Annotated in this window: 20 protein-coding genes; 12 read left to right on the forward strand and 8 right to left on the reverse strand. The window is 47.3% G+C overall.

Translation table 11 applies throughout. The annotated features are described in order from the left end of the window. Nucleotides 1-48: 48 nt before the first annotated feature. On the forward strand, nt 49-1,962 hold the full coding sequence (gene dnaK / locus PG915_RS04130) for a molecular chaperone DnaK (RefSeq protein ID WP_353497980.1): 1,914 nt from the start codon (nt 49-51) through the stop codon (nt 1,960-1,962). Nucleotides 1,963-2,267: 305 nt separating this feature from the next. Further along, on the forward strand, nt 2,268-3,410 hold the full coding sequence (dnaJ, locus tag PG915_RS04135; protein ID WP_353497981.1) for a molecular chaperone DnaJ: 1,143 nt from the start codon (nt 2,268-2,270) through the stop codon (nt 3,408-3,410). A gap of 91 nt (nt 3,411-3,501) precedes the next feature. On the opposite strand, the gene PG915_RS04140 is transcribed toward dnaJ, so the two are convergent. Further along, nucleotides 3,502-3,918, reverse strand: coding sequence for a type IV pilin protein (locus PG915_RS04140; protein ID WP_353497982.1), 417 nt, complete (start codon nt 3,916-3,918; stop codon nt 3,502-3,504). Between the two features lie 114 nt (nt 3,919-4,032). On the opposite strand from PG915_RS04140, the gene PG915_RS04145 reads away from it, so the two are divergent. The 6 genes from PG915_RS04145 to PG915_RS04170 all read left to right on the forward strand — a co-directional run bounded on the left by PG915_RS04145 (nt 4,033) and on the right by PG915_RS04170 (nt 8,781). Beyond that, nucleotides 4,033-4,545: a GspH/FimT family pseudopilin gene (locus PG915_RS04145; protein WP_353497983.1), complete on the forward strand. Its 513-nt coding sequence runs from the start codon at nt 4,033-4,035 to the stop codon at nt 4,543-4,545. A 1-nt stretch (nt 4,546) separates the two neighbouring features. Continuing rightward, entirely contained in the window at nt 4,547-5,155 is a 609-nt protein-coding gene (locus PG915_RS04150; protein ID WP_353497984.1) for a PilW family protein, read from the forward strand. Further along, complete coding sequence (locus PG915_RS04155) at nt 5,152-5,886, forward strand: hypothetical protein (protein WP_353497985.1); 735 nt, start codon at nt 5,152-5,154, stop codon at nt 5,884-5,886. Before PG915_RS04150 ends, PG915_RS04155 begins: the two co-directional genes overlap by 4 nt. A 44-nt stretch (nt 5,887-5,930) precedes the next feature. Then, on the forward strand, nt 5,931-6,419 hold the full coding sequence (locus PG915_RS04160) for a hypothetical protein (protein WP_353497986.1): 489 nt from the start codon (nt 5,931-5,933) through the stop codon (nt 6,417-6,419). After that, nucleotides 6,409-6,819 carry a type IV pilus modification PilV family protein gene (locus PG915_RS04165; protein WP_353497987.1) on the forward strand — a complete coding sequence of 137 codons (411 nt, stop codon included), beginning with the start codon at nt 6,409-6,411 and terminating at the stop codon, nt 6,817-6,819. The genes PG915_RS04160 and PG915_RS04165 overlap by 11 nt, the downstream gene beginning before the upstream one ends. Before the next feature lie 402 nt (nt 6,820-7,221). Then, entirely contained in the window at nt 7,222-8,781 is a 1,560-nt protein-coding gene (locus PG915_RS04170) for an AbgT family transporter (protein ID WP_353497988.1), read from the forward strand. 94 nt (nt 8,782-8,875) lie between these two features. Here PG915_RS04170 and fghA read toward each other — a convergent pair whose 3' ends face one another. Beyond that, nucleotides 8,876-9,721 carry an S-formylglutathione hydrolase gene (gene fghA / locus PG915_RS04175; protein WP_353497989.1) on the reverse strand — a complete coding sequence of 282 codons (846 nt, stop codon included), beginning with the start codon at nt 9,719-9,721 and terminating at the stop codon, nt 8,876-8,878. A gap of 54 nt (nt 9,722-9,775) precedes the next feature. Further along, nucleotides 9,776-10,900 (reverse strand): S-(hydroxymethyl)glutathione dehydrogenase/class III alcohol dehydrogenase, encoded by a 1,125-nt coding sequence (locus PG915_RS04180; RefSeq protein WP_112461206.1) that lies wholly within the window; start codon nt 10,898-10,900, stop codon nt 9,776-9,778. A gap of 197 nt (nt 10,901-11,097) precedes the next feature. Between PG915_RS04180 and PG915_RS04185 the strand changes: the two genes are divergently transcribed. Together PG915_RS04185 and tadA are read left to right on the forward strand one after the other, a co-directional pair. Further along, nucleotides 11,098-11,967, forward strand: a complete 870-nt coding sequence (locus PG915_RS04185; RefSeq protein ID WP_353497990.1) for a LysR family transcriptional regulator — start codon at nt 11,098-11,100, stop codon at nt 11,965-11,967. Between the two features lie 7 nt (nt 11,968-11,974). Next, on the forward strand, nt 11,975-12,550 hold the full coding sequence (tadA, locus tag PG915_RS04190) for a tRNA adenosine(34) deaminase TadA (RefSeq protein WP_353497991.1): 576 nt from the start codon (nt 11,975-11,977) through the stop codon (nt 12,548-12,550). Between the two features lie 80 nt (nt 12,551-12,630). Here tadA and PG915_RS04195 read toward each other — a convergent pair whose 3' ends face one another. Together PG915_RS04195 and mltF are read right to left on the reverse strand one after the other, a co-directional pair. Further along, on the reverse strand, nt 12,631-12,768 hold the full coding sequence (locus tag PG915_RS04195) for a hypothetical protein (RefSeq protein ID WP_156110205.1): 138 nt from the start codon (nt 12,766-12,768) through the stop codon (nt 12,631-12,633). Between the two features lie 338 nt (nt 12,769-13,106). Further along, a complete protein-coding gene (gene mltF / locus PG915_RS04200) occupies nt 13,107-14,681 on the reverse strand; it encodes a membrane-bound lytic murein transglycosylase MltF (protein WP_353497992.1) in 1,575 nt (524 codons plus the stop codon). Between the two features lie 293 nt (nt 14,682-14,974). Here mltF and purL point away from each other — a divergent pair, with 293 nt between their 5' ends. Continuing rightward, nucleotides 14,975-18,874 (forward strand): phosphoribosylformylglycinamidine synthase, encoded by a 3,900-nt coding sequence (gene purL / locus PG915_RS04205; RefSeq protein ID WP_353497993.1) that lies wholly within the window; start codon nt 14,975-14,977, stop codon nt 18,872-18,874. 193 nt (nt 18,875-19,067) lie between these two features. After that, on the forward strand, nt 19,068-19,340 hold the full coding sequence (locus tag PG915_RS04210; RefSeq protein ID WP_353497994.1) for a DUF3622 domain-containing protein: 273 nt from the start codon (nt 19,068-19,070) through the stop codon (nt 19,338-19,340). A 66-nt stretch (nt 19,341-19,406) separates the two neighbouring features. Here PG915_RS04210 and PG915_RS04215 read toward each other — a convergent pair whose 3' ends face one another. From PG915_RS04215 to tsaA, 3 genes are all read right to left on the reverse strand, one after another. Further along, on the reverse strand, nt 19,407-20,078 hold the full coding sequence (locus PG915_RS04215) for a tellurite resistance TerB family protein (RefSeq protein WP_353497995.1): 672 nt from the start codon (nt 20,076-20,078) through the stop codon (nt 19,407-19,409). A gap of 112 nt (nt 20,079-20,190) precedes the next feature. Then, a complete protein-coding gene (locus PG915_RS04220) occupies nt 20,191-21,906 on the reverse strand; it encodes a proline--tRNA ligase (protein ID WP_353497996.1) in 1,716 nt (571 codons plus the stop codon). A 149-nt stretch (nt 21,907-22,055) separates the two neighbouring features. Then, entirely contained in the window at nt 22,056-22,754 is a 699-nt protein-coding gene (gene tsaA, locus PG915_RS04225) for a tRNA (N6-threonylcarbamoyladenosine(37)-N6)-methyltransferase TrmO (RefSeq protein WP_353497997.1), read from the reverse strand. Nucleotides 22,755-22,841 lie beyond the last annotated feature (87 nt).

Raw genomic sequence — 22,841 nt, forward strand, 5'->3', positions numbered from 1 at the left:
CACACTGAGGCAGCAAACGAAACAATAGAATTATTCGGAGATAGCCTGATGGGTAAAATCATTGGTATTGACTTAGGTACTACTAACTCTTGTGTTGCGGTTTTAGACGGCGACAAACCACGCGTAATCGAAAATGCTGAAGGTGAGCGCACAACCGCATCGGTTATCGCTTACACAGACGGCGAAACGCTAGTAGGTCAACCTGCAAAACGTCAAGCAGTTACAAACCCAGAGAACACGCTATTTGCTATTAAGCGTCTTATCGGTCGTCGTTTTGAAGACGAAGAAGTTCAGCGTGACATCGAAATCATGCCTTACAAAATCGTTAAGGCTGACAACGGTGATGCATGGGTAGAAGCAAAAGGCCAGCAAATGGCTGCTCCTCAAGTATCTGCTGAAGTACTTAAGAAAATGAAGAAAACTGCAGAAGACTTCCTTGGTGAGGAAGTAACTGGCGCAGTTATCACAGTTCCTGCTTACTTTAATGATGCACAGCGTCAAGCAACGAAAGATGCTGGTCGTATCGCAGGTCTAGAAGTTAAACGTATCATCAACGAACCAACAGCAGCAGCACTTGCTTACGGTCTAGATAAGAAAGGCGGCGACCGCACTATCGCAGTTTACGACCTTGGTGGTGGTACATTCGATATCTCTATCATCGAGATTGATGAAGTTGAAGGCGAGAAAACATTTGAAGTTCTAGCAACTAACGGTGACACACACCTTGGTGGTGAAGACTTCGATAACCGCATGATCAACTACCTAGTTGAAGAGTTCCAGAAAGAGCAAGGTATCAACCTTAAGAACGACCCACTAGCAATGCAGCGTGTTAAAGAAGCAGCAGAAAAAGCGAAGATCGAGCTTTCTTCTACTTCTCAAACTGACGTAAACCTACCTTACGTAACTGCAGATGCAACTGGTCCTAAGCACATGAACGTAAAAGTGACTCGTGCGAAACTAGAATCTCTAGTTGAAGACCTAGTACAACGTTCTCTTGAGCCACTAAAAGTTGCTCTAGCTGATGCAGACCTATCAGTAAGCGACATCAACGACGTAATCCTAGTTGGTGGTCAAACTCGTATGCCTATGGTTCAAGCGAAAGTGGCTGAGTTCTTCGGTAAAGAAGCTCGCCGTGACGTGAACCCAGACGAAGCAGTAGCAATGGGTGCTGCGGTTCAAGGTGGTGTACTAGCGGGTGAAGTTAAAGACGTGCTTCTACTAGACGTTACTCCTCTGTCTCTAGGTATTGAGACTATGGGCGGCGTAATGACTAAGCTAGTTGAGAAGAACACAACTATCCCAACAAAAGCGAACCAAGTTTTCTCTACAGCAGAAGACAACCAGAACGCGGTAACTATCCACGTTCTTCAAGGTGAGCGTAAGCAAGCGATGTACAACAAGTCTCTAGGTCAATTCAACCTAGAAGGCATTCAAGCTGCACCTCGTGGTATGCCTCAAATCGAAGTTACTTTCGACCTAGATGCGGACGGTATCCTACACGTATCTGCGAAAGACAAGTCGACAGGTAAAGAGCAGAAGATCACCATCCAAGCGTCTGGCGGTCTGAGCGATGAAGACATCGAGAAAATGGTACAAGAAGCAGAAGCTAACAAAGAAGCGGACAAGAAGTTCGAAGAGCTAGCCGCTGCACGTAACCAAGCAGACCAAATGGTTCACGGTACTCGTAAGCAAGTAGAAGAAGCTGGTGAAGCGCTACCTGCAGAAGAGAAAGAGAAGATCGAAGCTGCAATCACTGAGCTAGAAGAAGCTCGTAAAGGTGAAGACAAAGAAGCGATCGACGCGAAAGTTCAAGCGCTAATGGCAGCGGCTCAGAAGCTAATGGAAATCGCACAGCAACAAGCTCAAGCACAAGGTGCGGGCGCTGAAGCTGGCGAACAGCCTAAGCAAGACGACGATGTTGTTGATGCTGAGTTCGAAGAAGTAAAAGACGAGAAAAAATAATTTCTCGTCGCTATAAAGCCCAATCTCGGCGTCGGAAATGCTCATTTGCACTTTCTCTATGAAAACTAAGCAAACTGCGCGTTTCCTCCTTGAGCTTGGACTTTATAGCTTAGAGAATTCAGTGAGCTGGGTTCTCGAAAAGTGATTGTTGCGGGCGTTTGGGGTAACCTTTACGCCCGCAAATTTGTAAACAGTGAGTTTACGAGAGTCATGTCGCTCTAGATAAGGACACCAATCTTTATCTAGAACGATACAATCCCCAAACAGCGTCGGGCTGTTTGTCGAAGTAATTGGTAACAAGCAATATGTCAAAACGTGATTTTTACGAAGTATTAGGCGTTGATCGTGACGCATCAGAGCGCGACATCAAGAAGGCGTATAAGCGTCTTGCGATGAAGTATCACCCAGATAGAAACCAAGGTGATGACACGGCGGCTGAGAAGTTTAAAGAAGTAAAAGAAGCGTATGAGATCCTAACCGAGCCTCAGAAAAAAGCAGCGTACGACCAATACGGTCACGCAGCCTTTGAACAAGGCGGCATGGGTGGTGGCGGCTTCGGCGGCGCTGGTGCTGACTTCGGTGATATTTTCGGTGACGTATTCGGTGATATCTTTGGTGGCGGTCGTCGTGGCGGCGGTGGTCATCGTGCTCAGCGCGGTGCAGACTTGCGCTACAACATGGAGCTAACGCTAGAAGAAGCGGTTCGTGGTATTTCAAAAGAGATTGAAGTACCTACATTAGTAGAGTGTGATACTTGTGACGGCTCAGGCTCGAAGAAAGGTTCTTCACCACAAACCTGTGGCACCTGTCATGGTCATGGCCAAGTTCAAATGCGCCAAGGCTTCTTTGCAGTTCAGCAAACCTGTCCGACTTGTAGCGGTACCGGTAAAATTATTAAAGACCCATGTAACAGCTGTCATGGTCAAGGTCGCTTACAGAAGACTAAAACACTTAACGTTAAGATCCCAGCCGGTGTGGATACAGGCGATCGCATTCGTCTATCTGGCGAAGGTGAAGCGGGAGAGCATGGCGCACCAGCCGGTGACTTGTATGTTCAAGTCCATGTGAAAGAGCACCACATCTTTGAGCGTGAAGGCAACAACCTTTACTGTGAAGTGCCAGTAAGCTTTGCTCAAGCTGCATTGGGTGGTGAAGTTGAAGTTCCGACACTTGATGGTCGTGTAAGCCTTAAAGTACCAGAAGAGACTCAAACTGGCCGTATGTTCCGCATGCGTGGCAAAGGTGTGAAAGGCGTTCGTGGCGGTGGCGTTGGCGACCTAATCGTGAAGCTTGTGGTTGAAACGCCAGTGAAACTGAGCGCTCGCCAGAAAGAACTTCTGCATGAATTTGAAGAGTCATGCGGTGGTGAAGCAGCGAACACGCATAAGCCAAAATCAGAGGGTTTCTTCAATGGTGTGAAGAAGTTCTTCGATGATTTAACCAGCTAAACGCTCGAAAACCTCAATTAAATCGGCCCGCGATAATGACAGTTATCGCGGGCCGATTGCTTTTCTAAAGGCTGATTTTGCACGCTCAGCTTTACCAGCATTCCAGTGGTGTCACATCACCATTGGACGTCAAACTCATGGTTTTATCCGCCCCAAGGCAGGTATCATCAGATTGGGTGGTCGTCGTTTGTGCGATGGCTTTAATGGTATAGGCGGCGCCAGCGCTGCTCACTACTTCAAATTGATAGCGGTTGACCTGAGATTCACACACAGTGCAACTTCCACCGGAAATAACAGATGCAAAGTTGTAGCCGCTACTATAAGTGCGTTCGAGCTCCAACTGCATTTCCAGTAAATCACCCAACGCGATCATTCGGTGACTTTCTCGTACCTGCTGCGTGTAGTTTGGGTAGGCAACGGAAGTCAGAATGCCGAGTATGGCTAATGTGATCAATAATTCGATCAACGTCAAACCTCTTTGTCTACTCCCGCCTTGTTTGCATTTCATTATTTTAAGTCAATCCAACCGACTATTTTAAAAGACTTTTCTAGTGTTCTCTGCTGCTAGGATTAACGCAAGTAGATAGGTTTGTTTGTTACCAGTTTCATAGGATTTTGGGAAATGGTTCGCGGCTTTACGTTTTTGGAATTGATCATCACAGTAGTGATCTCGGGTATTGTCCTTATGGCGATGGCACCGACGTTCACCGATGTCTCCAAATCGAACAAAGTAGAACGGGCAGCACTTGAGCTTTATGGCGTTATTGTACAAACACAAGCCGAAGCGATATTACGCAACGAGCCATTGTGGTTGCACTTTGAAGGTTTACCCGATGGTGCGTCTGATGGTAATTGGACTGCGGTGGTTGCCAACAAAGATAGCTTGTCTGACAGCAACGTAAAGCGGCTATTCACTATGTCCGGAGCGCCATTTGATGGCACAACCATTGAGCTCAATTTTAATGGCGAACAGCTCAAAATAGACCATATTACTGGTGCAGCGCGCGCGGCAGGCAACATCACGATTAAACCTTATCCACGTAGTGAAAAGCTCGCCAAGATTGTCAGTGACGCTGCTTCGGGGAGGGTGCGAGTTTGTCAAAGTGGCGGTGAATATGGGTTAGGGGGCTGCTAGGATGAAGCGTCAAAAAGGCATCACTATCATCGAAATGCTGGTGGCATCGACAGCAGGTATCATGGCTATTTCTCTGGTGGGTTCTTTGTACATATCGGTGCAAAACCATGCCTCCGATCGCTCTCAATTATTATTGCTAAATCAAGCTCTCGCCACGACGGCGCGCCGTATCCAAAATGACATGATCCGTGCCGGCTACAATGGCAAAGAAAGCAACAGCTGGGTGCCTTTTGGAGCGAGCACTACCATCTATGTGTCTCAGAGTGGGGCGGTGGCGCAGTATGCGTATCGAGATGATAGGGGAGAAGCGCCGATTGAGAACGTTGTATGGCAGTTCTCAGAAGAGGTTGGAAAGCTATCAATTTGCCGAGCTAAAACGAGCATTTCGACTGGAACTAAAGCGACTTCATTCTCCAATTCATCAGGTTGTACGTCTATTTTTGAGCCTAATCTTATAAAAGTAAATAATTTTTCTTTGGCGACTAATACGGTGGGAAGCCATAGTGCCACCCATCAATACGTCATTCTAACCATCGACGCGGAGCTTAGAGGAAATCCTAGTGTATTCAGTTCATTGACGCGACAGTTCATGGTGAGGAACGGCCAATGAAACAGCAAAACGGCGTAATTGCATTAATGACTACAAGCTTACTACTGGTCGTTGCACTTGTGGTGACAATGGGGGCTTATAAGACCTCGCTGTATGAAATTAAGCGAGCCCAGAATGAAGTGGAGTCTCGTAAAAACTATTGGAATGCGGATGGTCTATTGGAGTGCACGCTTGGATACCTTCGATCTTCAGGTAAAGAAATCGATGTACTTGAAGATACGTCAAACCGGCCAGAAGAGTTCACCTCAGCTTGTCTATCGAATCGAGGGAATGTCTCACTGGTAGTTTCGCAAGACATTGACTACGTTCTTAGTGCCACATCAAACACAAGTACACTCACTCGGACAATGGCCAACGGAGTTAATCAACCTAAGGGGGCTATTCAAGTCAGCGGTGATTTAGAGATGGTAGGGACTGTCACGATTACCCCAAGTGTTGGTGCTAAAGTCGCTGGACAGCCTGAAAATATGTACGAGTGTACTAGCGTACGTTTTTCTGATTCGTTTACTTTTAGGTATGACTCTCAAAAGGGTTTTGGTGATCGAGAATATGGTTACTCGACATCCTCAGTTAATGCCGAGAAAAAATGCCACAGTGATTACGTAACAACAATAGGCAAAGATAGCATTGTGGCATCTATAGATGCTTCAAAACCAACGGAATCCCCTGAATTTTCAAAAGACTTCCTACCAGATACCAAAATGGACTTATTTAAAGAGCTTTTGGGGTAGCGGGAAGCAAACAGAATGTTACGACGATATCTGACGATACAAAAATGTTTGTAAAGAAAGAGGTAAATGGTACTGACTGCAGCTCTCTGATATCTAGTCATTTTCCAGATGAGAAGAAGCGTGGGCTTTGGTTAGTTGGCAATTGCGAGATATCTGGCTCTATAGATAAAAGTGATACACATGGACAGATGTTAGTTATTGAGAATGGTGCCTTTGCTTTGAATGGTACATTCATTTTTAACGGTCTCGTTTATCACAAAGTAGACGCAACGGATACGTCAGTGGCATCTTCGATCAAGAGCTTCTGGCAAGAAAAACAAAACGACAATACTGTTTATAAGCCTTACATTACAAGCGATACCGTCGGAGTTCAGTTCTACTCTAGTACACCGAATGGGGGCTTGGTTATTGATACTAAAGGCGGAAAGTCAACGCTGGTTGGTGATATGAATCTTAACTTTAATGCTGGCTATCGCCCAACTTTCCTCAAAGGTGCCTATACCTGGAAAAAAGGAGCCTGGCGTGATTTCTAAACAGCGTGGTTTTAGTCTTGTCGAAGTCATGATTGCCATTTGCCTTGTTGGAATTGGGGCTCTTGGTTTAGTCAAGATGCAGGCTTATATTGAGCAGCGCTCCGATTTTGCTTATCACAGCATACAAGCGTTGGGTCTTGCGGAAGCGAAGTTCGAATGGTTTCGAACGCGCGGCGCCGATAGCGCACAGTCTGATATGCAAGTGGCAGATTTTGATACTGATATCATTGCTGGCTCTGAAAATCACCCCCCTTATATTGTGATCTGGAAAGTACCCAACGTCTCTATGGACGGAAATGTTAAAACGGTCCAAGTGGATGTCGATTGGATTGACCGACTAGGAGAGTCGCGACGTCTAAGTTTGAAAACTAAGATCTCACGTTATAGCGAGTTTGACTAGTCGTGAAAGTGTCCCTTCATGTTGAGCGCGACTTGTTAATTATTTAAATACGCCTTCGTTTGTTAATCCTCTGAATCATAAGCCAATACAGAAACAAGCCTACCTATTCCGCTCCTCTGTAGCCCTTCTCCCCTTTAGATTGAGCTCAAATTATAAGCTATCTTTATATTATCGGGTATTTTGCGTGCTAGTTAGATAATTGTTTTGCAATTGTGCGTTTTAGTGTTGGTTAAATGTTATGTTAATCGACGTATTTTGCAAAATAAGTCTACAAATATGGAAAAAGTTCCGAATTATCTACTCTTTTCATCTTTTTTAAATAGAATGGTGTCGCAGATTTTATGTCACAGTGAAACTTGCCTTGAGATTCACAAATAACAACATCACACACACGGAGTTACCATGAGTAACCAATCGATTAATCAAGCGCCTGCTCCAAAGCCGACTGGAATGGATCGCTTTTTAAACTTTATTGAGAAAGCGGGTAACAAGATCCCAGATCCTGCTATCTTGTTTTTCTGGGCACTCGTTATTGTTTGGGTTGCATCAGCACTTTTATCTAATGTCAGTTTCGATCTGATTAACCCACGTACCGGCACTCCTCTAGAGGTGACTAACCTTCTAACGGGTGAAGCACTAGCAAGCTTCCTTGCTAACATGGTAACGACGTTCACAGGCTTTGCGCCATTGGGTATCGTACTGGTTGCGATGCTAGGTGTTGGTGTAGCTGACTCTTCAGGCTTCATCACTACTGGCCTTAAGAAAATGCTGAACTTCACGCCTGCGAAACTGCTAACGCCAATGCTGATTCTTGTAGCGATCGTATCGCACACAGCAGCGGATGCAGGTTACGTTCTGGTTATTCCTCTAGGCGGTATCATCTTCCACGCGGCGGGTCGTCACCCACTAGCGGGTATTGCAGCAGCGTTTGCTGGTGTATCAGGTGGTTTCTCTGCAAACTTCATCCCTTCAGGTATCGACCCACTACTAGCAGGCTTCACGCAAACTTCTGCGCAAGTTCTTGATCCTGCATACATCGTTAACCCACTAGCAAACATCTTCTTCACTGGTCTATCTTCAGTGATCATTGTTGCTATCGGTTGGTATGTGACTGAGAAAATCATTGAGCCACGTCTTGTAAATACACCTGTTGATGAAGATGCTGAAGCAGCACCAGATCTAGGTACGTTCACAGAGACCGAATCTAAAGCGTTCCGCGCGGCAGGTTGGTCAATGATGGCGGGTATCGCACTGCTTGTGGCTGCGATCATTCCAGAGACCTCAGCGCTCCGTTCTCCAGAAGGTGAAATTACAGCGTTCTCTGCACCACTAATGAAGTCTATCGTTCCATTGATCTTCATCCTGTTCATCATCCCAGGCTATGTATATGGCCGTGTTGCGGGTACGTTCAAGACTAGCAACGATGTAATCAAAGCGATGTCAGACACAATGGCAACAATGGGCGCGTACATCGTAATGTCGTTCTTCTGTGCACAGTTCCTATCTGCATTTGGTCAGTCAAACATCGGTACTATGCTTGCACTTTACGGTGCTGAAGGCCTGAAAGCGATGAACCTACCAGGTCAGGCGACTATCGTTGGTATGATTCTACTGACGGCATTTGTTAACCTACTGGTTGGCTCTGCATCAGCGAAGTGGGCATTGATTGGTCCAATCCTAGTTCCAATGCTAATGGCGGTTGGTATCTCTCCTGAGCTATCTCAAGCGGCTTACCGTGTTGGTGACTCGGTATCGAACATCATCTCACCTCTAATGGTATTCTTCCCACTGGTTGTGGTTTACTGCCAACGCTACGTGAAGTCTACGGGTATCGGTACACTCGCTTCTCTAATGATGCCATTCTCAATCGCTATGCTGATTGGTTGGACTATCTTCTTGCTAGCTTACTGGGCTCTAGGTATCCCACTAGGTATCCAAGCACCTTACACTTACACTATGTAAGTTGAAGTAAGAGATTAAAAAGCCCGCCAGGTAGATTGCCTAGGCGGGCTTTTTGTTTTCAGGTTCTGAGTTAGATTTCCGCTGTTTTTACTCGCTAGCCTTTTAAGAACCCAGCGTGAAAGCGTAAATGGTCATCGATAAAGCTTTGGATAAAGAAGTAACTATGATCGTAACCAGGCTGCATACGAAGTTTTACATCACTGCCTGAGCTCTCGGCTGCGGCAAGCAATAACTCAGGTTTGAGCTGCTCTTGCAAGAAGCCGTCATCTTCACCTTGATCGACTAGGATAGGCCGTGTGGCTTGTGCCGCTTGCAGTAGCTCAACACTGTCGTATTGTTTCCAATCCTCGGTGTTGTTACCTAGGTAATGGCTTAGTGCTTTTTGTCCCCAAGGGCAGTTCATCGGATTGCTGATTGGGCTAAACGCAGAGATAGAGCGGTAGCGTTCACTGTTCTTCAAACCAATGGTCAGTGCGCCGTGCCCACCCATGCTATGTCCAGAGATAGAACGTACGCTGGTTACTGGAAAATGCTCTTCAACTAGCATTGGTAGTTCATCTACGATGTAGCTGTACATCTGGTAATGCTGATTCCAAGGCGCTTGAGTGGCATTGACATAAAAGCCCGCACCGAGTCCAAAATCGTAGGCACCTTCTGGGTCGTCAGGTACTCCTTCTCCACGAGGGCTGGTATCCGGTGCGACGATAGCAATACCAAGTTTGGCGGCTGCGCGAAACGCGCCCGCTTTCTGCATGAAGTTCTCATCGGTGCAGGTTAAACCAGATAGCCAATAAAGGACTGGAACTGGATTGTCGGCACTTGCCTCTGGTGGCAAGTAAATAGCAAAGCGCATTGAGCAGTTGAGTACATTAGAACTGTGTTGGTATTGCTTGTGCCAACCACCAAACACTTTTTCTTGGCTAAGGTTTTCTATTGTCATTCTATTAACCTAAATGAAAATAGGGCTCTGTATGCCAGAGCCCTAAGTCAGAGTTTAGTAGTGGATTACGGTACGAATGCTCTCGCCTTTATGCATAAGGTCGAAGGCTTCGTTGATGTTCTCCAGAGGCATAGTGTGAGTGATGAACTCTTGTAGCCCAAACTCGCCCGCCATGTAGCGATTTACGATCTCTGGAAGTTCACTGCGGCCTTTAACGCCACCAAATGCACTACCACGCCATACGCGGCCAGTTACAAGTTGGAATGGACGAGTGGAGATCTCTTGACCTGCACCTGCAACGCCAATGATGACAGACTCACCCCAACCTTTATGGCAGCACTCAAGTGCTTGACGCATCACATTGACGTTACCAATACACTCGAAAGAATAATCAACACCACCGTCAGTCATCTCGATGATAACTTCTTGAATTGGCTTATCAAATTTCTGCGGGTTAATCACGTCTGTTGCGCCAAGTTGCTGAGCAAGCTCGAATTTGCTTTCGTTGATGTCTACACCAATGATTTTGCTTGCGCCAGCCATGCGAGCACCGATAATTGCAGACAAGCCGATGCCACCAAGACCGAAGATAGCGACGGTATCGCCTTTCTCAACTTTCGCTGTGTTCAGTACTGCACCCATACCGGTGGTTACGCCGCAGCCAAGTAGACACACTTCTTCAAGCGGGGCTTCTTTGTTCACTTTAGCCAATGAAATCTCAGGTAGCACTGTGTACTCAGAGAACGTAGAGCAGCCCATGTAGTGGTAGATAGGTTGACCGTCTTTATAGAAGCGGGTCGTACCATCTGGCATCAAACCTTTACCTTGGGTTTCACGAACCGCTTGGCACAGGTTAGTTTTACCCGACTTACAGAATTTACATTCGCCACATTCAGCTGTGTATAGCGGGATAACGTGGTCGCCGACCTCAACGCTTGTGACGCCTTCACCAACCATTTCAACGATACCGCCACCTTCGTGACCAAGAATGCTTGGGAAGATGCCCTCTGGATCGTCGCCAGATAGAGTGAATGCATCAGTATGGCACACGCCAGTTGCAACGATCTTCACGAGTACTTCGCCAGCTTTTGGCAGCATGACATCGACTTCTTCCATTTTTAGTGGTTGGTTTGGACCCCAAGCGACAGCAGCACGTGATTTAATAAATTGTTCAGTCATGGTTTTTCCTTTTTCTTTTAAGGTCATGGTTTCAAGATCACGAATCTATACGTAAGAACACAAACGGCTAACTTACTAAGGTTAGTTCACTTCCCCCCGTTTGCATCGGATGCCAAGCAGTATATTTATTTCTTAAAAATGATAATTACGTAATTTTGAAATACACTATTACTATTTTGTAATAGTTGGATTTGTTCATGGCAAACTGGGAAGGCATCAATGAGTTTGTTGCGGTTGTGGAGACGCAGAGCTTTACTGCCGCAGCGGAGCGGCTATCGACCTCGGTCGCAAACATCAGCCGAAGAGTTAATGCATTAGAAGATAAACTCGCAGTAAAGCTATTTGTGCGCACCACCAGAAAAGTCTCGGTCACAGAAGTTGGGGCGACGTACTATCAGCACTGTAAACCCTTAGTTGAGGGTTTGATGTTGGCTGAGCTAGCCATTACGCAACTGCAAGCAAGCCCCACTGGAAGAATTAAGATGACTGCGCCTGTGACCTTTGGTGAGCAGGTGCTTGCTACGCTGATGCATCAGTTTTTACTGCAATATCCGCAAATCGAGCTGGATTTGGTGCTGTCGAATCAAAAGATGGATCTGGTCCAAGAGGGTTACGATCTCGCGGTGCGTTTGGGTAAGCTTGATGATTCGAGCATGATGGCACGTAAACTACTCGACCGACACATGTTTGTTTGCGCAAGTCCAAGTTACCTGGCGAAACATGGTGAGCCGCATACTTTGTCTGAGCTTAAACGACACCAGTGTCTTCGCGGTTCAACCAAATACTGGCGCTTTGAAGATAAAGGCACAGAACGACTGATCCATGTTGATGGCAGAGTGCAATGCAATAGTGGCTATGCGCTCGTCGATGCCGCGTTAAAAGGGTTGGGAATTGTCCAGCTTCCCGACTATTATGTGCAACCTTATTTAGAAACGGGTGAGCTGGTGGAAGTGTTGACCCCATATAGAGGTGACCAAGAGGGTATCTGGGCGCTCTATCCGCAAAATCGGATGCTAACCTCTAAAATAAGAACCTTGATTGACTATTTATCTGAAGCATTAAACTGAGAGCCTCATGACTGACAAGCCAACACCGCCCGCGATTTCGACATCTACCGAGTTTAGTGAACAAGACCATGCCTTCATGCGCCGTGCGATGGAGTTGGCCTCTCAAGCGGAAACTGAGGGAGAAGTCCCGGTTGGCGCATTGCTGGTTAAAGATGGCGAGGTGGTAGCGGAAGGTTGGAACCAGTCGATAGGTGCGCACGATGCCAGTGCTCACGCAGAAATGCAGGTAATACGTAAAGCAGGTAAGGTGTTGGAAAACTATCGACTGCTTGATACTACGCTGTATGTCACTCTAGAGCCCTGCCCAATGTGTGCTGGCGCGCTTTTACATAGTCGCGTAAAACGAGTGGTGTTCGGTGCTCCCGATTTGAAAGCGGGCGCTGCAGGCACAGTATTAAACTTGTTTGAAAGCCAAGCGTCTTATCACTATGCAGATGTTGAATCTGGGTTACTTGAGCAAGAGTGTCGTCATCAGCTGCAAGCCTTTTTTAAACGACGCCGAAAAGAGATCAAAACGGCTAAGCAAGAGAAACAGAGGCAAGAAAAACGACAGCAGGAGCAGATAGGGAAGAAAACCGATTAATAACTGAAAGGGCAATGAGGGGATATCTAGCAAACACCTGCGTGGCAGATGCTTGCTGTCTTTGCTTTGCAGCGTCTCTTCTACGAAGACAGTAGCTGCATAAACGAACGATGACGCCAAATAACTTTCTTCTTATTGTTTGCCATCATACGTCTGCGGCGGTTTGCGGCCACCGTCTTATTAAGGTGTTTAGCCTGGTTTCGTTTCTTCGCCAGCATAAAACAACCTCCTTTTACTACGGGTAAACCTCTCCGATCTAAATCCCTACGCACTGGGCGTATTCGATGTCCTTATTTGTGGAGCGTTGTCGGAGTCCCAAACACACGATTACCACTCAATAAGATAAGTAGTCAAAGCGTATGCAAGTGTTGGTTGGTACGGATGTACCTGCCAGGTGAGAGCGAATAATGCATCAGAACAATGGATTAAAACGAAGTATCACTACGATGTTCTCGCTGCTCTCAGACAGTAATGTACGGCCTTGCTGGTCGGATTTCAAGTGTGCGAAAGCAGTTTGTTTCGCACACATTGACACGGGTATAGAAACTCTCAATAGTTAGCGACCCGTATTACTACCTACGTTGGGTTTTACTAAGGTCTCGGCACCACTTAACGTGGAGTCCGAAGCAGAGACTGCACCTGATACAGGAGGCAGTGGCGGTATCACAATCAGTCCGTCGGTCGTCAATTCTTGCTCTGCTTGTTCGGCAAGCTGCTTGTCCACATGGCCAATGATACTTTGATAGTAGCGACGGATGTTTTCAACGTAGTTACGCGCTTCATCGCCACGCGCATAGCCATAGCGTGTTTGACTGTAGAATTTCTTCTGACGAAGCAGTGGCAGGCGATCTTTCACATCCGCCCAAGCATCCGGGTCGCCACCTTGACGTTTGGTCAGGCGTCTTGCATCCATCATATGACCAAAGCCAACATTGTAAGACGCCAGTGCAAACCAGATCTTTTCGTGTTCAGTGATGGAGTCTGGCACGCGGTCAACGATACGTCTTAAGTACTCAACACCGCCACGGACAGACTGCTCTGGATCCAGACGATTGGTGACATTGACGCTTTTTGCGGTTGGCAGCGTCAGCATCATCATACCGCGTACTCCAGTAGGCGACTTGGCAATTGGATTCCAGTGCGACTCTTGGTAGGCCAATGCCGCAATCAAACGCCAGTCGAATTCTTTAGAGTACTTCTTAAACAGCGGCGACCATTTAGGTAGTTTGTTGTCGAGAGCGCGAATGAAAGCGCGTGTATCGACGTAATCAAATACACCAATGTGACCGATATACTTCTCTTCTAAATTAGCCAGCTCGCCAGTTTGTTTAAGCTGGCCGAAGAACTCAATGAGCAGGGCATATAAGCTCTCATCTTCTGATTGGCGCATATACCAAGAAATCGGTTGGTCTTCGGTCATCTCGAAAGCGAGCGCCAAATCAGGATAGATACGTTGTGATAGCGATAGCTCAACCGAATCCGCCATAGTAAAGCGCAGTTTACCTTCTGACACTTGCTTAAGCAGGTCATTGACGTCTGCATTGGCATCGACGTAGTAGCGAATATCTGGATGCTGGCTGGCTACCGTGGCTAAGGTTTTTTCGAAATGTGAGTCTTTGACAATGGCAAACACCTCTTCGCCATCGGCTTTATCAATCAGCTCTTGTTGAGTATTCAGTAACTGCTCTAGGTTGCGCGGGCGCCACTGACCTTTTTTATACACCACTTGTTGGCTGACATAGTAGTAAGCAGGGCCTGCTCGAAAACTCTGAATACGCTCTGGCGACTGACTTAGGCCGGCGGCGATGATATCAATCTCGCCCTTTTGCAAAGCAGGAAATAGGCTCGCTTGGCGAAAGGCGGGTTTCATTTCTAGCTTCACGCCCAACGCATCGGCAAATTGTCTTGCAAGTTCGTAATCCAGTCCGGTTGGACCGTCGGGGCCGATGTAGTAGGAGAGCTGGTTATTGAGAGTACCGACACGAAGTACACCGCGCTCTTTGATGTTTTCTAATTCACTCTTTGGATCAGAATCGATTTGACAGCCGGCCAAGCCAATAGTGAGCAGACAGGCAGACAGCAATTTTAACCAGCGGCGGTTAGGCCAACGAACAACAGATGGACTTTGCATTAATTCATAGATCTCACAACGTTAGTGCTGCCTTTATACCAAAGCTGTGCGTGTTGGCAAAGCGAGATAGCAGAAACACCCGAGAACGGTCACTTTATAATCAATCTCTATGGTATTTCGGCAAAAGCAAAAAAAATGACGAAAACGTTTGCGCCAACGCTTACGTCACAAAAAATCCTCTATAATACCGCCGCATCAAGGTAGGAGAAATCGTTATAAGTTCAGTTTTTACTATTAACTGATTGAATTTATAAGAATTTCACCTAAATCAACTGCATAAGAGACCTAAGCACATGAGAATTTTGCGTGGTTCCCCAGCTCTTTCTGAGTTTCGTGTTAACAAGCTACTAGAGCTTTGTCGTGAACTAAACCTACCAGTAACAGGTATTTACGCTGAGTTTGCCCACTTTGCCGACCTAACGGCAGACCTGGATGCGTCTGAAGTTGAAAAATTAGAGAAGTTGCTGACTTATGGTCCAACTATCGAAGAGCACGAGCCAACTGGCACACTGCTACTAGTGACACCTCGCCCTGGTACTATCTCGCCATGGTCTTCTAAATCTACGGATATCGCGAATAACTGTGGTCTAGACAAAGTGACTCGTCTAGAACGTGGTACGGCATACTATGTAGAGACATCAAGCGAACTGACTGAGCTTCAACTTGTTGAGCTTAAAGCGGTTATCCACGACCGTATGATGGAAGTGGTTTTCTCTGATTTCGAATCAGCAGCAGCGCTGTTTCAAGTAGCAGAGCCAGCACCAGTTGCAGATGTTGATCTACTAACAGGTGGTCGCAAAGCACTAGAAGACGCGAACGTGACGCTAGGTCTTGCACTTGCAGAAGATGAAATTGATTACCTACTTGAAAGCTTTGTTACTAAGCTAGAGCGCAACCCAACAGACATCGAATTGATGATGTTTGCACAGGCGAACTCTGAGCACTGTCGTCACAAGATCTTCAACGCAGATTGGACTATCGACGGCGTGAAGCAAGACAAGTCGCTGTTCAAGATGATCAAAAACACATTCGAAACGACACCAGAGCACGTTCTGTCTGCATACAAAGATAATGCAGCGGTTATGGAAGGCTCTGAAGTGGGTCGTTTCTTCCCAGATCCAAAGACTCGTCAATACGGCTACAACCACGAGAAAGCGCACATCCTAATGAAGGTGGAAACACACAACCACCCAACAGCGATTTCTCCATGGCCAGGTGCATCGACAGGTAGCGGTGGTGAAATCCGTGACGAAGGCGCAACAGGGATTGGCGGTAAGCCAAAAGCAGGTCTTGTAGGCTTTACGACTTCTAACCTTCGCATTCCTGGCTTCGAGCAGCCTTGGGAAACTGACTTTGGTAAGCCAGGTCGTATTGTTAACGCACTGGATATCATGCTAGAAGGTCCACTAGGTGGCGCGGCGTTTAACAACGAATTTGGTCGTCCAAACCTACTTGGTTACTTCCGTACCTATGAAGAGAAGGTAACGTCTCACGCAGGTGAAGAAGTACGTGGTTACCACAAGCCAATCATGATTGCTGGTGGTATGGGTAACATCCGTGACGAGCACGTTCAGAAGAAAGAGATCCCAGTAGGTGCAAGCCTAATCGTACTTGGCGGTCCTGCGATGAACATCGGTCTTGGCGGCGGTGCAGCCTCTTCTATGGCGTCTGGTCAGTCTGCTGAAGACCTAGACTTTGCCTCAGTACAGCGTGAAAACCCAGAGATGGAACGTCGCTGTCAAGAAGTGATCGACCGCTGCTGGCAGCTAGGTGAAGATAACCCAATCGCATTTATTCACGATGTGGGCGCGGGCGGTATCTCAAACGCACTTCCTGAGCTTGTTGATGATGGTGAGCGCGGCGGTATCTTCCAACTGCGTGACGTACCAAATGATGAGCCTGGCATGAGCCCACTTGAGATTTGGTGTAACGAATCTCAAGAACGTTATGTCATGGCAGTAGCGCCAGAGAACATGGCAGCATTTGATGCTATCTGTAAGCGTGAGCGCGCACCCTACGCTGTAGTGGGTGTTGCAACAGAAGAGCGTGAACTTAAGCTTGAAGATTCACACTTCGACAACACGCCAATCGACATGCCGATGGACATCCTTCTAGGCAAAACGCCGAAGATGCATCGTGATGCGAAAACACTGAAAGTAGACAGCCCTGCGATCTCTCGCGAAGGCATTGAAATGAACGATGCGGTTGACCGCGTTCTTCGTCTACCAACAGTTGCAGAAAAAACATTCCTTATCACCATTGGTGATCGCACGGTAACGGGTCTGGTTGCTCGTGACCAGATGGTTGGTCCTTGGCAGGTACCGGTAGCAAACTGCGCAGTAACCGCAGCGAGCTACGATACTTACCACGGTGAAGCCATGTCTATGGGTGAGCGCACACCTGTCGCTCTACTAGACTTCGGCGCTTCTGCTCGTCTAGCGGTAGGTGAGTCTCTGACTAACATCGCAGCGACAGACATCGGCGATATTAAGCGTATCAAGCTATCAGCCAACTGGATGTCTCCAGCAGGCCACCCTGGTGAAGACGCAGGTCTTTACGAAGCGGTGAAAGCGGTAGGTGAAGAGCTATGTCCTGCACTGGGTCTAACGATTCCAGTAGGTAAAGACTCAATGTCGATGAAGACCAAGTGGAACGAGAACGGTGAAGACAAAGAAGTGACGTCTCCACTTTCACTGGTTATCACTGCATTTGGTCGTGTGAACGATGTTCGTAAGACGGTAACGCCGCAGCTTCGCACTGACAAAGGTGACTCATCACTTGTTCTTGTTGATCTTGGTAACGGTAAAAACCGTCTAGGCGCAACGGCATTGGCACAGGTTTACAAGCAGCTTGGTGATAAGCCAGCAGACGTAGACAACGCAGAGCAGCTAAAAGGCTTCTTCGATGCGATGCAAACGCTTGTTCGTGATGATAAGCTAGTGGCTTACCACGATAAAGGCGATGGCGGTCTATTAGTAACCCTTGCTGAGATGGCATTTGCTGGTCACTGTGGCGTGAAAGCTGATATCGCGGATCTAGGTGAGGACGTACTAGCAGCACTATTTAACGAAGAGCTAGGTGCGGTTGTTCAGGTTAAGAATGATGACCTAGAAGCAGTGACAGCGGTTCTAGCGGCTAACGGCCTAGAAGCGTGTTCGCACGTAATCGGCAGCGTAGAAGCGTCTGACGACTTCGTTATCACCTCTGGTGACGCTGTTGTTATCGAGCGTTCTCGTATTGAGCTACGTACTATCTGGGCTGAAACCACGCACAAGATGCAGTCACTGCGTGACAACTCAGCGTGTGCAGACCAAGAGCACGAAGCGAAGAAAGACAACTCTGACCCAGGCCTAAACGTTAAACTCAGCTTCGATGTTAAAGAAGACGTTGCAGCACCATACATTGCGACGGGCGCTAAACCTAAGATGGCTATTCTTCGTGAGCAAGGTGTTAACTCTCACGTTGAAATGGCCGCAGCGTTTGACCGTGCTGGCTTTGAAGCGACGGACATTCACATGAGCGACATCCTGACAGGACAAGCAGTACTTGAAGAATACCAAGGTCTTGTGGCTTGTGGTGGCTTCTCTTACGGTGACGTTCTAGGTGCGGGTGAAGGTTGGGCTAAGTCTATCCTGTTCAACGACCAAGCGCGTGACCAGTTCCAAAGCTTCTTCCACCGCGAAGATACCTTCTCACTAGGTGTATGTAACGGCTGTCAGATGCTATCGAACCTAAAAGAGCTGATCCCAGGTGCAGACCTATGGCCACGCTTCGTTCGTAACGAATCTGAGCGCTTTGAAGCTCGCTTTAGCCTAGTAGAAGTTCAGAAGTCTGACTCTATCTTCTTCGATGGTATGGAAGGTTCACGCATGCCAATCGCAGTTTCTCACGGCGAAGGCCGCGTAGAGGTTCGTGATAATGACCACCTAAATGCGATTGAAGCATCAGGTACAGTAGCGGTACGTTACATTGATAACAACGGTAACCCAACGCAGCAGTATCCAAACAACCCGAACGGTTCACCAAACGCAATCACAGGTCTAACGACTCGTGACGGTCGTGTGACTATCATGATGCCACACCCAGAGCGTGTATTCCGTACGGTTGCGAACTCTTGGGCTCCTGAATCTTGGGGTGAAGATAGTGCTTGGATGCGTATGTTCCGCAACGCTCGCGTGAACGTAGGTAAGTAATCGATCTGAGGTGATTGCCTCAAATGTTACAGCCAAATAGTTAATGAAGTCCTCAGTGGAAACACTGGGGACTTTTTCTATAAAAACTCTGAGCGTCAGCGCTGGATTTGTGTTCTAATACCGCGCTGGCTTAGGGATGGTCAGTATTACATTGCTGGAATATCCCTTAACAAAGTCTTTAGGAAATACATAAATGTCTGAAAATAAAAAATTTACTATCCGTCTAACGGAAAAGCGTAACGGCTGGTCTGCAGAGATCATGCGTCAAGTAACTTCTCGTCGCACGGTTGTGTCTAAGCGCGAGATGGGCTTTGAGAGCCAAGAGTTGGCTCAAGCGTGGGCGGATAAAGAGCTCGCTGGTTTTATTGAAAACCAAGCAAAGCGCAATGAGCGTAAAGCAGAAACTCGCGCAGCGAAAGCAGAAGCAGCTGCGAAAGCCGAAGCTGCAGCAGATAGCGAAGAGTAATCCTTTTTGCTCTGATGGTGGTTCCTAGGGATGCCCCTAGGAACGCATTGTCATTCTCAATTCAATCTACTGACTTACCTGAGCGTTCAGTTGCTCAACCAAACCACCCTCTAACCCAAGCTGGGTTGCCAACTCTTTCAAATAGGCCTTTTCCATAAAGTTTTGCTCATCGGCTACTAATAGGCTGGCTAGGTATATTTCGGTTGCGTGTTCTGGTGATACGGCCAATCGCGCGATTTCTGAAGGATCGAGAGGTTTCGCTATCTCCGCTTGAATCAACTGTTGCACTGATGCGTCAGCATCGATTTGGGTGAGTGCTTGTTCGATCTTAGCCATCTCTTGCTCGTCAATATGTCCATCTGCCTTGGCCGCTGCGATCATCGCTTTGAGCACCGATTCATCGTGTTGCGAGGTTTGGGTAAAGTTAGCTGGAGTTTGCGGTGAACTAGAAGGGTTGGACTCCCCTTTGTTGTAGTCGTTGTATAGCTTGTAAGCGAGTGCACCTAATGCTGCAGCGCCACCAACACCTAGTGCGGTTTTGCCCATTTTTTTGGTTTTCTTAGAGCCCACAAGCATACCGAGTAAACCTCCGCCTACCGCTCCAGCACCAAGAGCGCCAAGGGTTTTCTTATCACCGAGAGCTTGGCCGATGCTTGACGAGGACTGGCTCGCTTTCTGGGTGGTTTGATTGACGATATCTGAATTAAGGGCTTGGTTAAGCAGTGATTTTAGGTTCATCTATTACTCCTAGTCAGGTGGTATTCCACCATCATAAGAAAGCGAACATGAACAGAGTATGAAGGCAATAAAAAAGGCCGCATAGCGGCCTTTAGGATAATCTGGGTAACGATTAAGCTAGCTGAGCTTTCACGTGAGCCACGATATCGTCGATAGCAATTGGCGTTTTGTCACCAGTGCGGCGGTTCTTGTATTCGAAGTTACCTTCGTCCATGCTGCGGTCACCAATAACCACAGTATGAGGAACACCAACAAGCTCCATGTCAGAGAACATGACACCTGGGCGCTCTTTACGATCGTCAAATAGCACTTCGATACCAGCTGCAGTCAGTTCTGCGTATAGCTTCTCTGCTGCTTCTTTAACGCGCTCAGACTTATGCATGTTCATCGGTACGATCGCTACCTGGAATGGGGCGATAGCGTCAGGCCAGATGATGCCGTACTTATCATTGTTCTGTTCGATAGCAGCAGCTACCACACGAGAAACACCGATACCGTAACAACCCATCTCTAGGATAACGTTCTTACCGTCAGGACCAAGCACGCCACAGTTCATCTTCTCAGAGTAGTTTTTACCAAGCTGGAAGATATGGCCGACTTCGATACCACGCTTAAGCAGGATAGTGCCTTGACCACATGGGCTTGGATCGCCTTCTACGACGTTACGCAGATCTTCTACTTTACCAAGCTCAACGTCACGACCCCAGTTGATGCCAAAGTAGTGCTTGTCATCAATGTTAGCGCCAGCGCCGAAATCGTTCATTACCGCGACAGAACGGTCTACGATGAATGGCAGTTCAAGACCAACTGGGCCTAGTGAGCCTGGGCCTGCGCCAATTGCTGCGCGAATTTCTTCTTCTGTTGCCATTTCTAGAGGAGAGGCAACTTCCGCAATTTTCTCAGCTTTGATTTCGTTAAGCTCGTGGTCACCACGGATGATAAGGCCGATAAGCGGCGCTTCGATTTCATCAGAGGCTTTAACAAACAGCGTTTTCACTGTTTTCTCGATTGGCAGGTCGAACTGCTCTACAAGCTCAGCAATGGTTTTCGCATTCGGCGTATCTACCATTGTCATATCGATAGTTGGAGCGGCTAGCTCTTCTGCAGGTGCTAATGCTTCTGCTTTTTCGATATTTGCCGCGTAGTCAGACTCAGAAGAGAAGGCGATAAGGTCTTCACCACTTTCAGCCAGTACGTGGAATTCGTGTGAGCCGTTACCACCGATAGCACCGGTATCAGCGAGCACTGGACGGTAATTTAGACCCATGCGGTCAAACGCTTTGCAGTAGGCGTCGTGCATCGCTTCGTAAGACTTCTCTAAGCCTTCTTTGTCGATGTCGAAGCTGTACGCATCCATCATAGAGAATTCACGTGCGCGCATCACGCCAAAACGTGGGCGGCGCTCATCTCGGAATTTAGTTTGGATTTGGTACAGGTTCAGTGGTAGCTGCTTGTACGAGTTGACTTCGTTACGCACAAGGCTAGTGATCACTTCTTCTGCTGTTGGGCTAAGTACAAACGGACGCTCATGACGGTCAGTGAAGCGAAGTAGTTCATCACCCATCTTTTCAGATCGGCCTGTCTCTTCCCATAGTTCAAACGGCTGCACTACGGGCATCAAAGTCTCAACTGCACCTGCATTATCGATCTCTTGGCGAACGATGTTTTCGACTTTACGCAGAACACGTAGACCCGTTGGTAGCCAAGTGTATAGACCTGAAGCTAGTTTACGAATCATACCTGCACGCAGCATTAGCTGGTGACTTACAACTTCTGCGTCGTTTGGTGTCTCCTTCAGAGTAGAAAGAAGATAGTTACTGGTACGCATTTATGGGTATCCGTTCATCATGTTGATAGTAAATCTGGGCAGAGGTGCCCAAATTGAGTTAAGCCGTCTATGATATCAGCCAAATGCCTTTCTACCAAATGACTTTGCTAGCAAAAAGGTCTCATCAATAAACACCTAGAATCAGGCGTTTAGAGAGTCTCAATGGTGGTGACGTCAATGTGATCGCTATTGGCTTTAAACTTTACGTTCCAATCGAACAGTCTTACGCCATATTCTTTGTCATCGATCTTACCTTTTTTATAGGCAGGCCTTGGGTCTTGCGCCAATACTTCGCGGATGATTTGTTGCTTATGCTGGCCCTCTGGTGCCTTCGATAGAACCTCAACTGCAGAGGGTGAGAATGTCACCTCGGTTGCTTCCGGCTCGGATTCTGCGTACCCCCCTTTAGCATAAGTGATGGAATCGGAGTAGGGGATATAGGGTTTGATATCAATAATAGGGGTACCATCGACCAAATCGACGCTACCGACATCGATAAACACTTGTTGACCTTTCTGCCTTACCCCTCGAAATTCAACCGCAGACATCCCAATACCATTTGGTCTAAATGTGGCGCGGCTAGCAAGCACGCCAATGCGTTCATTGCCACCTAAGCGTGGAGGTCTTACCGTTGGTTTCCAGCCCGCTTCTAGGTTTTGGTCAAACAGAAATAACAGCCATAGATGTGAGAATTGATCGAGACCGCGAACGGCTTCTAGACAATTAATGTCTCCCTGTAAGGCAATTGAGGCCGTGGCACTTGGCACTAATCTGGGTTGCCTAGGGACGGCAAACTTCTCTTTATAGGGGGAATGAATGGTACCAATAGGGTGCAGAGAGTAGCTCATCGACTGAGTCCTGGTTCACATAATTCAATATCCATCATTTCAGACGCACGGTTTTTTTTCAATCTCGATATGTTGAGGTTTTTTTAG

The organism is Vibrio sp. CB1-14, from assembly GCF_040412085.2.
In the GTDB taxonomy this organism is placed as follows: Bacteria; Pseudomonadota; Gammaproteobacteria; order Enterobacterales; family Vibrionaceae; genus Vibrio; species Vibrio chaetopteri.